The organism is Pseudomonas sp. Z3-6 (assembly GCF_051131985.1).
Classification (GTDB): Bacteria; Pseudomonadota; Gammaproteobacteria; order Pseudomonadales; family Pseudomonadaceae; genus Aquipseudomonas; species Aquipseudomonas zanjanensis.
The window spans coordinates 4,657,572-4,670,145 of sequence record NZ_CP071644.1; the positions used below are offsets into that span (position 1 = coordinate 4,657,572).

Consider the following 12,574-nt stretch of genomic DNA (forward strand, 5'->3'; position numbering starts at 1 on the left):
AAAGCGCAAGCTCTGCGGCTTGCGTCTGTCATGGCCCACAGCGTAAGAGTCCGGCTGCGGCTGCTCAATGACCGTAACTGACAACTTAATGATCCAAATGCGCAGTCACCCATCAGGTGCCGCGTGACTCTCGGCGGGGTAAGCCAGTCCTACCAACGCTGGCTCACGTGCTCAAACCAAAAAATAACGCTAATAACAGAGTCGTCATTGCATGCATCCCCAACGAAAAATGCTGCACAACGAGTTGCACGCCCGCCCGTCGTTGTATTTCGACGAACCGGCCCACGTCTTCCACTTGGCATTCCTGGGCGACAACGCCCAGTGCAACGCTCTACTGGAGCGACTGTGCCCCGATACCGTCGCAGCAGACGCCGCACAAGGCATCACCCGCCTTGATGGGCATCCACTCAAGTGGGAGCGTCACGCCGAATTCTTTACCCTGACCCTGGTCGTGCCTGCCAGCAGCAACGAGCTGCAATGGACGACACTGCCCGAAAGCCTTGCCCGGGGCATCGAAGGTCACACCCAGCACCTGATCAATGCCGTTCAGGTGGTGGTGCGCGCCGAAGCCGGCCTCGACCTGCCCAGCTACGGTTTCAAGGACCCTTGCGGCTCATGCGTGGGCGGTGGCGATGCGGTGGTCTGGAGCGATTTTCGCCTGACCGAGGACGGCACCAATCGCCTCTTGTTCATCAACCGACGGCTCAACGCCTATCGCCAAGGGCGCATGATTCGGCGCCTGTTGGAAATCGAGACCTATCGCATGATGGCGTCCTTGTCCCTCAGTATCGCCAAGGCACTGGACCCGCAACTGAACGAATTCGATCGCACCCTGGTGAGCCTCTCCGAGCGCAACGCCAATGCCAGTGGGGTGCATGCCAAGGCCCTGTTGGAGGATATCGCCCTGCTGTCGCGCCAGGTCGTCAGCAGTTCGGTCAGGACTCGCCACCGCTTCAGCGCGACCCGCGCCTACGCGCAATTGGTGTTCGAGCGCCTGGGGGAGTTGCGCGAAAGCCATTTGGGAGATTGCCAGCGTTTGGGCGTGTTCATCGAACGCCGTTTCAAGCCCACGGTGCGTTATTGCGCCGCCACTGAACAGCGCCTCGAACAACTGGCCATGAGCGTCGCCAACCTGGGCGACCTGCTGCAAGCCCGCGTGCAAGTCGAGATGGAAGACCAGAACGCCGAGATCCTGCGCAGCCTCAATGCCCGCGCCGATGCCCAGATCAAGATCCAGCGCGCCGTGGAAGGCCTGTCGATCATCGCCATCACGTACTACCTGATCAACCTGTTCAAGTTGGTCTACAGCGGGTTGCACACCTTGGGCGCACACCTCTCGGCCCGCGACGCGCTGCTGGGCATGACGCCACCGGTGTTGTTGATCATGTTGCTGATTCTGATCCGGATCAGGAAGGCCAAGAGTCACTAGCCGCCCTGCCCAGCGCGAAGGGCGTCCACGGGTTCCATGGACGCCTTTGCGGACGCTTGCCGTGCGTACAAATCCTCACCCGCCCTTCGCTAATTCCTTGTTTTACCGTACCCTGCCCCGTGACGCTTGATGAAAAATCACGAACCTGAACACGGCCGCTGACTGTTCCCCCATGCGCAAATTTCTGTACTTGCTGTTTTCACTGGCCTTGATTGCCGCCCTGGTCACCTACGCACTGTGGACGACGGATCGGCCGGCCGGCCATTACCTGTCAGACCTGCGCATCACCCTGGCGGTCGACCAGGGCACGCCGGCCGACCGTGGCAATCTGCTGGGCATCCAGCCCGAACTGTTCCCCACCGACTACCAAAGCCCCGAGCGCCTGCATCGCAAACTGGCGGCCTATCTGCAGGCAGCCCGCGACCAGGGTTTTCTCAATGCCAAGACCGTCGTGGTCCTGCCCGAGCACATCGGCACCTGGCTGATGGTCGGTGGCGAAAAAGACGAGTTGTACCAGGCCACCACCCTGAAGGAAGCCATGAACTGGCTGGCGGTGAGCAATCCGCTGGCGTTCGTCCAGGCGCTGGTCAGCGCCGAGGGCAATAACCGATTGGACGATGCCTACCTGCGCATGAAAGCCGAGCGCATGGCCCGTGATTATCAAACACTGTTCGGCGGGCTGGCCAAGGAGTTCGGCATCACCCTGGTGGCGGGCTCCATCGTGCTGCCCGAACCCAGCGTCAACGAAGGCGAGCTGAAAATTGGCCGTGGCGCGTTGTACAACAGCAGCCTGGTGTTCGGCAGCGATGGCCGGCCGATCGGCCAGCCGCAACGCCAACGACATCCGGTGTTCGAGCAACAGGATGTGCTGGGCGCCGAGCACCCGGCCGCCCCCCTGGTCATCGACACGCCTGCCGGGCGCCTGGGCGTGCTCATCGGCAGCGACAGTTGGTACCCGCTCCACTACCGGCAGCTCAATGAACAGGGTGCGCAACTGATCGCGGTACCCGCCTTTGTCATCGGTCGCGGCGCCTGGGACAAGCCCTGGAGCGGTTATAAAGGCCTGTCCACGCCGAGCGAAGTGAGCCTCAGGCCTGGCGAAGTGAGCGAGGGGCAAGCCTGGCATCGCCTGACACTGACCAGCCAGTTGCCTATCAGCCAGGCCCGGGGCGGCGTCAGCGTGTTCCTGCGCGGGCAGTTCTGGGACAGCGGCAGTGCCGGCCAGAGCTTTATCAGCCACAACGGCCAGCACTTCCCCGACGGCGAAGCCCGTGGCGCCCGCCTGTTGAACTTGTGGTTGTAAGCATGAAACCGCAGCCGATGCGCCTGGGGGATCTGTCGGTAGGCTTCGTCCATAGCCTGGCTGACGCGGTCGCCAGCCATGGGCAAGACCCCAAGCCCCTGCTTGAACAGTACGGCCTCGACGCCGCGCGCCTGGCCGAGCCCGGGGCACGCCTGTCGATTCCACGGTACATGCGCCTGGGCCACGCCGCGATTCAGCAGACCCAGGACCCGGCCCTGGGCCTGCGCATGGGTCAGCTCGGCCGTTTGAGCCAGGCCGGGCTGGCCGGCGTCACCGCTGCCCAGGCGCCGACCGTACGCGAGGCGGCCCGCTGCATGATCCGCTTCGAGCCGCTGTACGGCTCCAATTATCGCGGCCAATCGAGTTTCCATGAGGATGCCCGCGGCGCCTGGCTGCGGTTCTATTCCATCAGCCCGTATAACGCCTACAACCGCTTCGTCGTGGACTCGATCATTGCCGGCTGGCTGGCGCAATTGTCCAGCGTCAGCGGCGTCGCGCTGCGGCCCGAACGCATAGACATCGAATTCGAGGAACCGCCGTATCAGGAGGCCTACCGCACACTCGGTGACTGCCCGATCCAGTTTGGCGCCGAACAGAATCAACTGCGCCTGGGCCTGGACAGCCTTGCCCAGCGCAACCCGCAGCATTGCCCCAGTACCTGGCATCACCTGGTTCAGTTATGTGAACGGGAACTGGAACAGCTGACCCGCACCCGCAGCCTGCGCGAGCGCATCATCCAGCTGCTGGGACCGTTGCTCAGCGGCGGCCGGGAACCCGACCTGGAAGAAGTGGCGGCTCGCCTGAAGCTGCCGACCTGGACCCTGCGTCGCAAGCTGGCCGAGGAAGGCACGCAGTTTCGCGCCATCCTCAACGACACCCGTCGCGACTTGGCAATGACCTACATACGCGATACCGAACTGGCGTTCGGTGAAATCGCCTACCTGTTGGGGTTTGCCTCAGCCGAAGCCTTTCAACGGGCCTTCAAGCGTTGGAATGACCAGACGCCTGGGGAGTTTCGCCGTAGCCACAGAGGGAGTTAAGCTTCAAGCTTCAAGCTTGCAGCTGCGTTACAACTCCGTTGCATCTTCGGCGGGTTCCAGCGGGTCCAGTTCGTAGGCCTGGTATTCCAGCAGCTCTTCCTGATAATCATCCATTACGCGTCCTTCCCCTGTCGTTGAACCAATGCCTGATGGCGCTGGCATCAGCATAAAGCTGCTTTATGAACAAAACATGAAGCAAAGGCTTCATGAATTAAACGTAGCACAGGGTCGGGAAATTACTGCGTGAAGTGTGGCAGGAAGTAACTCCCTGCCACTGGATCTCAGGAGGCCGGAAGCGGCTGGATCGGCTCGGTCGGGGCCGGCAACGAGCTGGACGGTGGTGGTGGCGGTGTCACGGTTTCTGTCGTCGGCGCAGACTCGAACGATTCAGGAGCAATCGGCGCGGGCTCGCTCGGCGGTGCGACAGGCTCCGACACCGCAGGAGCGGTTTCGACGGGGGCCGGCGCAGCCTCCTCGACGGGTGTGGCCGCTGCAGGCGCAGGCGCAACAGGCTCGGCCGCTGGGGCTGGAGCCGGATCTGGAGTCGGTGCAGGCATCAAGGCGGCCGACTCGGCCTTGGTTTCCGGTACACCCAGCTCGGCCTTCGGTTTGTCGGCATTCTCGGCGGCTTTCTTCGCTTCGGGAGGCAGGAACAGCTCTACCAAGGCAAAGAAACGCTCATAGAACTTGGCCGCCGACACGGTTTCGCTGGCGACCTTGACCATCGAATCATCCGAGGAGCCGATCGGCATCGACACCGAACCCAGCACGCCCACGCCCAGGCTGGCGGAGTTGTTGGTTTTCTTCAGGGCATAACGGTCCTGCAAGGCGTTGGCGAACATGGTCGCCCGGTGCCCGGTACCGCCATCTTCGGCACAGACCAGGTTGAAACTGATCTCCATATGGGTTTCGCCGGTCTGCTGGAAACTCTTGTGACCGCTGACCAGCTTCGGATCGCTGCTGGTGATGATATAGCCCTGGCTGAGCAACGCCCGGCGCCCGGCTTCGCAGGTGGCCGCGTCACTCACCGGATACGTGCGCGAGAACGTGCCGGAATCATCGAAGTTCTCGTGCTCATAGATGGCGGTTTTCTTCGACGAACAACCGGCTGCGGCGGCCAGCACCAATGCAAGCCCTACGGTGCGCATGGGAAATGATTTGAACATTGAACATCCTGAGAGAAACGGTCCGGGGCGTATTGTGCAACAGAACGCGACCAGGCAGCGTGGCTAATCTTGTTTCATGGGGAGTGCGAGTTTACTGGGGGTTGTTTGCAGGAAAAAGATGTCAATCCGGTAGATCGACGAACACCCGCCTCCAGGCAACAACCGGATACAAAAACCCTGGTTGTTCGGCCTGTCTCTGTTCATTTAGGGAAAGCCCACGCGACTTGAGAAATACCGTGTGGACATATCCTTAGAGCCGAGCGTCGGCGCTCTCATTGCGAAACGCGCTGGGGCTCATGCCGGTCCAGCGCCGGAACGCCCGGCGGAAGCTGCGCACATCGCTGTAGCCGACCTCTTCGGTGATGCGCTCGATGGACAGCTCGGGGTTGGCCAGCAGGTTCAGGGTGCGGCCGCGGCGCACCTGTTCGAGCAAGGTCTCGAAGGTCAGGCTGTGTTCGGTCAGGCGCCGACGCAGAGTGCGGCTGCTCATGTTGAGGTCGCTGGCGATTTTCTCGATGTGGCTGCCCCGGGTCAGGTCCCGGGCAATCGCCCGTTCCACGGTCTGGATCAGGTCGATCTTCTGGTGGACCTCGCAGGCCTCCTGCTCGAGCAAGGCCAATGCCTGGCGCAGCGCCAGCGGGTGGTGATTGGGCAAACGCATGTCCAGCCAGCGCACGTCGATCAGCATGCGGTTGTGCCGACAACCGAAGCGCACCTCAGGCCCCAGGATCCGCTGGTACGCCTGGGCATAGGACGGCGCGGCATGCATGAATTCCACGGCCTGGGGCTTGAAATCGGGACCCGCCAGCGCCCGGCCGTAGACCATCAGGCTGGCGAAGAACTCTTCCACGGCAAACACCTGGATCTCGGCAAAAGGCAGGCGGCAAGTGGCCTCGACCATGATCCGGTCAGTGGCCTCTTCGACACGGGTCACGGCGATGCCGCCGGTGGTGTGCTGGTAACGAACCCCGAGGGCGAAGGCATCGCGCAGGGTTTCGCACAGCGACAAGACGTGCCCCAGCAGGCCGAGGGTGCCGAGCACGTTGCGATCACCCACCCATAACCCCAGCCCCTGGTCAGGCAACAGCTTGAGTGCCCGTTGGATCATGACCACGGCCTGGCGATAGGAAATGCGCTGGGCGGGATCTTGCAGGTCATCGAGGCCGAACCCCAGGCCGCGACACAGGCTGGCGGCATCGAAGCCCTTGTCCGCCACCACCTCGGCCAACGTTTGCAGCAAAAATGGCGATACCAGCGCCAATTCATAGGTGGGGTCGATGACTTTCATCTGCATGGGGCGGGTTCCGGAGCACGTTAGGTGGCGTTTTTGTAACCGGTTATTTCATAAAGTTAGCATGAGCCGCTGGATAGAGGGGTAGAAAAATCTGGCCGCCCAAGTCCCCTGTCTGGCCGCCAATACCCTGCCCTGTCGGCGGCGAACGGCTTATTTGTATGACTCGGACCTCCGGTGCATTTCCAACAATAATAATGAGCCCCCCACATGAACCCGACCCGCACGACATTCGCCTTGCAATTGACCCTCGGCCTGGCCTGCGGCGCAGCCCTGCCCGCCTTGGCCACCGAATCGGGGGTCGACAACATCGGCCCTGGCACCGATGGCTTTTTCGTGTTGCCGCTGGAAGTCGACAGCCTTCCCGACCACATGGTCGCGTTCAACCTCTACTACAACCATTACAAGGCCCGGAAATTCAACATCAGTTCGTTGGGCGGCGAAGTGCCGGACGTCGAAATCGAATCCACGGCAGTGGTCCCACGTATCGATTACCTGAGCCCGTTGCGAGTGGCCGGTGGACGCGCGGGGATCTACATCGCCCAGCCCTGGCTCAAGCAGGAAGTCTCGGTGTTCGGCCTGCATGACACCCGTGAAGGCATGGGCGACACGACTATTTCACCCATTGTGCTTTGGGACATGGGCAAGCACCTGACCTTGGCCGCGGCGGTGGAAATCACCGTACCCACCGGCGAATACAGCACCGATCGACTGGCCAACACCAGCAACAATTTCTACACCTACAAGCCGCTGTTTTCCTTCACCTGGTTGCCCACGGAAGACACCGAGGTGTCGATGAAGACCACCTACAGCTTCAACCGCAAGAACAAGGACACCGACTACCGTTCCGGGCAGATTTTCCACTTCGACTATTCCGCCAGCTACCGGGTGACCGACAACCTGAGGCTGGGGCTCAACGGCTACTACCTCAAGCAGACCACCGACGACAAACAGTACGGCCGCACCGTGCAATTCGCCGGGCAGGATGTGGACGACGGGGTCCGCGGCCAGGTCTTCGCCATCGGCCCGGCGCTGCACCTGACCTTCCTCAAGTACGCCAGCGCCGAGATCCGCTGGGCCAAGGAGTTCGAAGTGGAGAACCGCACCGAAGGCGAAATGCTCTGGGCCAAGATCAGTATTCCGTTTGCGTTCTAAAGGGCTTTTTTGGCTGTTGGGCTTTTAGGACTTTTGTGGCGAGGGAGCTTGCTCCCGCTCGGCGGCGTAGCCGTCGTAGCCGGCTGAGGTGGTCTATCTGGAAAAATGGGTTATCCGATTTGGGGCTGCTGCGCAGCCCAGCGGGAGCAAGCTCCCTCGCCACAAGGTTTGTGCCTGACAGAATCAGCTAACCAGCTAACCAGCTAACCAGCTAACCAGCTAACCAGCTAACCAGCCATTTGAAGCCTCAGCTCACCCCCAGAATCGAGGCAAGATGCCCATTGAGAAACTTGCCGCCAGGGTCCAATACCTGGCGCACCTGGGTGAATTCAGTCCAGCGCGGGTACAACGCCTGGAGTGCCTTGGCGTTCAGCGAGTGCAGCTTCCCCCAATGCGGGCGGCCCTGGTATTTCCAGAAGATCGGCTCGATGGCGGCGAAGAAATTGTGGTGGTCCATCTGGTAATGCTGGTGCACGGAAATTGAGCAACTGTCCCGGCCTTGGAACATGCTCAAGGCGATGTCGTCGGCCTTCACGTAGCGGTATTCGATGGGAAACCAGGTGCGCAGGTCCTTGTCGCGGATCAGCGCGAGGATTTCCCGCAGGCACGCCGGACCGTGTTCGGCCGGGACTGAATATTCCATTTCGTTGAAGCGCACGGTGCGGGCGTTGGCGTAGATGTCATGGGAATCACCGACGCGGTCATCGAACTCGGCCACCAGCCGCAGGCTGTTGAGCAGCGCGCGCCGGACCGCTGGAAAATCGCTACCGTACTTGTCGAGGTTTTCGATCAGGGAGACGAACTCGTTGCCGCCCTCCTCCTCGGGACTGATCGGCGGCGTGGCCGGATCGGTGGTTTCGTTCAGGGTGATCGACAGCGCATAGTCGGAATGGGTGACGACTTGCATTTCCCAGTGCTGGTTGTCCCGGATGTTGGTGTGCACGTCCTCGAGCAACTCCTCGGTTTTCGCCACCCACTGGTGCTCGCGCAAGCGATAAGCCGCGCGGTTTTGTAACCGCACGCGGGTCACCAGCCCCAGCGCGCCAAGGGACACCCGGCCGGCCTGGAACACCTCGGGATGACGCAGGGCATCACAATCGAGGACCTCGCCGCTGGCCGTCACCAGTTGCAGGCCGACCACTTGGGAGGCGTATGAGCCAAAGGCCTTGCCAGTGCCATGGGTCGAGGTGGCGATGGCACCGGCCAAGGTCTGGTAATCGACGTCGGCCATGTTCGGCAGTGCCTGGCCGATGGCCTTGAGCGCCGGGCCCATGCGGGACATGGGCGTGCCGCCGCCGAACTCGGCTTGCAGGCTGGCGCCGTCGTGGTCCAGCAGGCCACTGAAAAAACTCAGCGACAACAAGGTGCCGTCGGTGGGCACCAGGGCGCTGAAGGAATGCCCGGAACCCACCGGCCGAATCCGCCCTTCGGCGCGGCGCACCACCTGCACCAGTTCGTCGAGGTCCTTGGGGGCCAGGCGCGCCGCCGGCAGGCAACTCTGCGCACCGGACCAGTTGCGCCACGGGATCAAGCGAGGCGCGCGCATCAGCTCGGCCAGGGCGCCCTGGCTGCCCAGTGCGGTAAAGGCGGCGACAACGCCGGCCTGTTGCAGCAACCGACGCCGTGAGTAGTCCATCGTCATGCCGAAAGTACCCGTATTTATTATTGGAAGTGTTGGCCGGACATGAAGGCGATCAGGGCCAGGAACTGCTCTTCGGAACAGTGCATGCACAGGCCCATCGGCGGCATGCCGTTGTAGCCGTTGATCGCGTGGTCCAGCAGGGTCTCGGCGCCCTGTGCGACCCGCGGGGCCCAGGCGTTCGTATCGCCGGTCAACGGCGCGCCGGCGCCGGGGTTGGCGTGGCAGAGTTTGCAGCTGCTGTCGTAGACCTGGGCCAGTGCTGCATCGCTGGGCATGGCCGTGAACACTTTCGGCGCGGGGGGCTTGGGCTCTTCGCCGCAGCCGGCGAGCAGGCTGCCGAACAGCACGATGACGGCGGAGTGAAGCAAGGTTGAAGGCGTGATTGCCAACATAGGGCCCCTCTTGGCTGCGCTTTTCTTGTTGTGGGTCAACACTAAGGCACGCCAGCGCGTCGGCTGAGGTCATTGGGGGCCAGAAAAGGGGGCTTGGGCGGCCAGTTGCCGGGGCACCAACGACCTTTGTGGCGAGGGGATTCATCTGTGGGCTCTATGGGTTCTGTGGGAGCAAGGCTTGCCCGCGAAGCAGGCGACTCGGTTCCAGATAGACCGTGTGTTCTTCATCGCGGGCAAGCCTTGCTCCCACAGAGCCCACAGAACCTTGCCTCCACAGAGCCTTGTTCCACATAGAGGCTCGCCACAGGGATATTGCGTGCTCAGGGCAACAACAACCCCTGCTCGCGCTCGCACAACTGCACCACGTAATCCCACAACACCCGCAGGCGTACGGATTTGTGCAGTTCGCGACGGGTGCTGATCCAGTAGCTGCGGCGGATGGTTTCGTCCGGCAGCAGCGGCACCAGCGTCGGGTCGCCGCTGGCCATGTAGCACGGCAACACGGCGATCCCCAGGCCCGAGCGCGCGGCCTGTTGCTGGGCGATAACGCTGGTGCTGTGAAACACCACCCGAGGGTTGCGGCAAAAACTGTTGAGGAACATCAGTTCCTGGCTGAACAGCAGATCGTCGACATAACCGATCCAGGCATGGCGGCCCAGGTCCTCGCGGCTGCGCAGTGCTGGCGAGCGATCCAGGTAGGCCTGGCTGGCGTACAGCGCCAGGCTGTAGTCGGTGAGTTTGCGGGTCACCAACAGGTCGGCCGCCGGGCGTTCGAGGTGGATGCTGATTTCCGCCTCACGGTTGAGGATGCTGACAAAGCGCGGCACCGCCACCAGCTCCACCTCCAGCCCCGGGTAGCGCTGGAACAGCCCGTCCATGCGACTAGCCAGGAACATGATGCCCAGACCTTCGGTCACTCCCAGGCGGATCTTGCCCAGGGGTGCGCTGGACTGGGTGATGTCCTCCTGGGCCAGCAACGCCACGTTCTCCATGGCTTCGGCGTGCTTGAGCAATGTCTCGCCGGCCGGGGTCAGTTCATAGCCCTGGGCATGCTGGACGAACAGCGCAGTGCCGAGGCTTTTCTCGATGGCCTCGATGTGCCGGGCCACCGTGGCGTGGGTGGTGTTCAGCCGTCGGGCAGCCGTCAACAAACGCCCGCTGCGTTGCAGCTCCAGGAAATAGCGCAGGTCATTCCAGTCGAACATGGGGCGATCCTTGAACGCGCCTGAAGGCGGGACTGTTTATAAACGCACAGCGGCTGCGCAAAAACTAACATTCTTTTGACGAAAACTAACAACTAGGATGGCTCTCACAACAACAAGAATGAGGTCGCGAATGCAACCTGTCGTCGATGAATACGATTACGTGATCGTGGGCGCCGGCCCTGCCGGGTGCTTGCTGGCCAATCGGCTTTCGGCCAACCCGCAACACCGGGTCCTGCTGCTCGAAGCCGGTGGGCGCGACAATTATCCATGGATTCACATTCCGGTCGGCTACCTGTTCTGCATCGGCAATCCACGCACCGACTGGTGCTTCAAGACCGAAGCGCAACCGGGCCTGCAAGGCCGCGCCCTGAGCTACCCGCGCGGCAAGGTCCTGGGCGGTTGTTCCTCCATCAACGGCATGATCTACATGCGCGGCCAGGCTGCCGATTACGACGGCTGGGCCGCCGCAGGCAATCCCGGCTGGGCCTGGAAAGACGTCCTGCCGCTGTTCCGCCAGAGCGAAAACCACTTTGCCGGCGCGTCTGAATTCCACGGTGACGGCGGCGAGTGGCGAGTCGAACGCCAGCGCCTGTCATGGCCGATTCTCGATGCCTTCCGCAGCGCCGCCGAGCAGAGCGGCATTCCCAGCGTCGATGATTTCAACAGCGGCGACAATGAAGGCTGTGGCTATTTCCAGGTCAATCAGAAAGCCGGAGTGCGCTGGAACGCGGCCAAGGCGTTTCTCAAGCCGATTCGCCAACGCGCCAACCTCACTGTATTGACCGACGTCGAGGTCGACCGGGTGTTGCTGCGTGACGACCGCGCCCATGCCGTCAGCGCTCGCTGGCAAGGCAAGGGCATGACCTTCAAGGCCCGCAAGGAAATCGTCCTGTGCGCTGGCGCCGTGGGTTCGCCGGGGATCCTGCAACGCTCCGGGATCGGCCCGCGCAGCTTGCTGCAACGCCTGGGCATCGGCGTGACCCATGAGTTGCCCGGTGTCGGCGGCAACTTGCAGGACCACCTGCAACTGCGGCTGATCTACCAGTTGGAAAACGCCCGCACCCTGAACCAGATCGCCGGGAGCCTGTGGGGCAAGATGGGCATGGGCCTGCGCTACCTGTACGACCGCAGCGGCCCGCTGTCCATGGCCCCCAGTCAACTCGGCGCGTTCGCCCGCTCGGGCCCGGAGCAGAGTTCGGCCAACCTCGAATACCACGTGCAACCGCTGTCCCTGGAACGCTTCGGCGAACCGCTGCACAGCTTCCCGGCGTTCACCGCGTCGGTCTGCGACCTGCGCCCGCAAAGCCGTGGCCGGGTGGACATTCGTTCGGCCGACCCACACGAGGCGCCGCTGATCCAGCCCAATTACCTGAGTCACCCCGAAGACTTGCGAGTCGCCGCCGACGCCATCCGCCTGACCCGACGCATCGTCGCGGCACCGGCCCTGAGCGCGTTCAAACCGGTGGAATACCTGCCGGGCCCCAGCCTGCAGACCGAAGAGGAACTGCACCAGGCCGCCGCCCGCATCGGCACGACGATTTTTCACCCGGTCGGCACATGCCGCATGGGCCAGGACGGCGACGCCGTGGTGGATGCGCAACTGCGCGTGCACGGCATCAAGGGCCTGCGCATCGCCGATGCCTCGATCATGCCGCGCATCACCTCGGGCAATACCTGCTCGCCGACGCTGATGATTGCCGAGAAGGCGGCGCAGATGATGCTCGAGGCAGACACCCGAATCACCACGCCGCAAAAGGAGCCTGCCACGGTCTGAAAAACAACAGAGTCCTACCTGTGGGAGCGGGCTTGCTCGCGAAGGCGGTGTGCCAGTCGACATCATCGTTAGCTGACACACCGCCTTCGCGAGCAAGCCCGCTCCCACAGGGAAATGTGCAAGCAAAAGGAACGTGTCAAATCAGGAGACGCCACCCCGGCGTCGCAGTGGAACAAC

11 protein-coding genes are annotated in these 12,574 nt (G+C 62.5%); 5 read left to right on the plus strand and 6 right to left on the minus strand.

Annotated features, from left to right (window positions below; translation table 11 throughout):
- Positions 1-211 precede the first annotated feature (211 nt).
- The 3 genes from J3P88_RS20085 (at position 212) to J3P88_RS20095 (ending at position 3,772) form a co-directional block, all read left to right on the plus strand.
- The gene (locus J3P88_RS20085; protein ID WP_186710597.1) at positions 212-1,429 is read left to right on the plus strand and encodes a DUF3422 domain-containing protein; all 1,218 of its coding nucleotides are present in this window, start codon (positions 212-214) and stop codon (positions 1,427-1,429) included.
- A gap of 172 nt (positions 1,430-1,601) precedes the next feature.
- Positions 1,602-2,732 carry a carbon-nitrogen hydrolase family protein gene (locus J3P88_RS20090; RefSeq protein ID WP_186710595.1) on the plus strand — a complete coding sequence of 377 codons (1,131 nt, stop codon included), beginning with the start codon at positions 1,602-1,604 and terminating at the stop codon, positions 2,730-2,732.
- A gap of 2 nt (positions 2,733-2,734) precedes the next feature.
- Positions 2,735-3,772, plus strand: a complete 1,038-nt coding sequence (locus J3P88_RS20095) for an AraC family transcriptional regulator (protein ID WP_186710594.1) — start codon at positions 2,735-2,737, stop codon at positions 3,770-3,772.
- A gap of 27 nt (positions 3,773-3,799) precedes the next feature.
- On the opposite strand, the gene J3P88_RS20100 is transcribed toward J3P88_RS20095, so the two are convergent.
- The 3 genes from J3P88_RS20100 to J3P88_RS20110 form a co-directional block, all read right to left on the minus strand.
- A complete protein-coding gene (locus J3P88_RS20100; protein WP_264083855.1) occupies positions 3,800-3,934 on the minus strand; it encodes a hypothetical protein in 135 nt (44 codons plus the stop codon).
- A 119-nt stretch (positions 3,935-4,053) separates the two neighbouring features.
- Positions 4,054-4,938 (minus strand): DUF2242 domain-containing protein, encoded by an 885-nt coding sequence (locus J3P88_RS20105; protein ID WP_186710593.1) that lies wholly within the window; start codon positions 4,936-4,938, stop codon positions 4,054-4,056.
- Positions 4,939-5,188: 250 nt separating this feature from the next.
- Positions 5,189-6,232, minus strand: a complete 1,044-nt coding sequence (locus tag J3P88_RS20110) for an AraC family transcriptional regulator (RefSeq protein ID WP_186730888.1) — start codon at positions 6,230-6,232, stop codon at positions 5,189-5,191.
- A 207-nt stretch (positions 6,233-6,439) separates the two neighbouring features.
- Between J3P88_RS20110 and J3P88_RS20115 the strand changes: the two genes are divergently transcribed.
- The gene (locus J3P88_RS20115; RefSeq protein WP_186710591.1) at positions 6,440-7,384 is read left to right on the plus strand and encodes a SphA family protein; all 945 of its coding nucleotides are present in this window, start codon (positions 6,440-6,442) and stop codon (positions 7,382-7,384) included.
- A gap of 247 nt (positions 7,385-7,631) precedes the next feature.
- Here the strand turns inward: J3P88_RS20115 and J3P88_RS20120 are convergent, their stop codons facing one another.
- From J3P88_RS20120 to J3P88_RS20130, 3 genes are all read right to left on the minus strand, one after another.
- Positions 7,632-8,930 (minus strand): D-arabinono-1,4-lactone oxidase, encoded by a 1,299-nt coding sequence (locus J3P88_RS20120; RefSeq protein ID WP_434576566.1) that lies wholly within the window; start codon positions 8,928-8,930, stop codon positions 7,632-7,634.
- Positions 8,931-9,046: 116 nt separating this feature from the next.
- A complete protein-coding gene (locus J3P88_RS20125) occupies positions 9,047-9,418 on the minus strand; it encodes a c-type cytochrome (RefSeq protein WP_434571207.1) in 372 nt (123 codons plus the stop codon).
- A gap of 320 nt (positions 9,419-9,738) precedes the next feature.
- Positions 9,739-10,623: a LysR family transcriptional regulator gene (locus tag J3P88_RS20130; RefSeq protein WP_186710588.1), complete on the minus strand. Its 885-nt coding sequence runs from the start codon at positions 10,621-10,623 to the stop codon at positions 9,739-9,741.
- Positions 10,624-10,753: 130 nt separating this feature from the next.
- On the opposite strand from J3P88_RS20130, the gene J3P88_RS20135 reads away from it, so the two are divergent.
- On the plus strand, positions 10,754-12,397 hold the full coding sequence (locus J3P88_RS20135; protein ID WP_434571209.1) for a GMC family oxidoreductase: 1,644 nt from the start codon (positions 10,754-10,756) through the stop codon (positions 12,395-12,397).
- Positions 12,398-12,574 lie beyond the last annotated feature (177 nt).

Excerpts from the sequence above, each read along its gene's own strand:
- J3P88_RS20085 (WP_186710597.1), top strand. The coding sequence starts at position 212 with ATGCATCCCCAACGAAAAATGCTGCACAACGAGTTGCACGCCCGCCCG.
- J3P88_RS20090 (WP_186710595.1), top strand. The coding sequence starts at position 1,602 with ATGCGCAAATTTCTGTACTTGCTGTTTTCACTGGCCTTGATTGCCGCC.
- J3P88_RS20095 (WP_186710594.1), top strand. The coding sequence starts at position 2,735 with ATGAAACCGCAGCCGATGCGCCTGGGGGATCTGTCGGTAGGCTTCGTC.
- J3P88_RS20100 (WP_264083855.1), bottom strand. The coding sequence starts at position 3,934 with ATGCCAGCGCCATCAGGCATTGGTTCAACGACAGGGGAAGGACGCGTA.
- J3P88_RS20105 (WP_186710593.1), bottom strand. The coding sequence starts at position 4,938 with ATGTTCAAATCATTTCCCATGCGCACCGTAGGGCTTGCATTGGTGCTG.
- J3P88_RS20110 (WP_186730888.1), bottom strand. The coding sequence starts at position 6,232 with ATGCAGATGAAAGTCATCGACCCCACCTATGAATTGGCGCTGGTATCG.
- J3P88_RS20115 (WP_186710591.1), top strand. The coding sequence starts at position 6,440 with ATGAACCCGACCCGCACGACATTCGCCTTGCAATTGACCCTCGGCCTG.
- J3P88_RS20120 (WP_434576566.1), bottom strand. The coding sequence starts at position 8,930 with ATGCGCGCGCCTCGCTTGATCCCGTGGCGCAACTGGTCCGGTGCGCAG.
- J3P88_RS20125 (WP_434571207.1), bottom strand. The coding sequence starts at position 9,418 with ATGTTGGCAATCACGCCTTCAACCTTGCTTCACTCCGCCGTCATCGTG.
- J3P88_RS20130 (WP_186710588.1), bottom strand. The coding sequence starts at position 10,623 with ATGTTCGACTGGAATGACCTGCGCTATTTCCTGGAGCTGCAACGCAGC.
- J3P88_RS20135 (WP_434571209.1), top strand. The coding sequence starts at position 10,754 with ATGCAACCTGTCGTCGATGAATACGATTACGTGATCGTGGGCGCCGGC.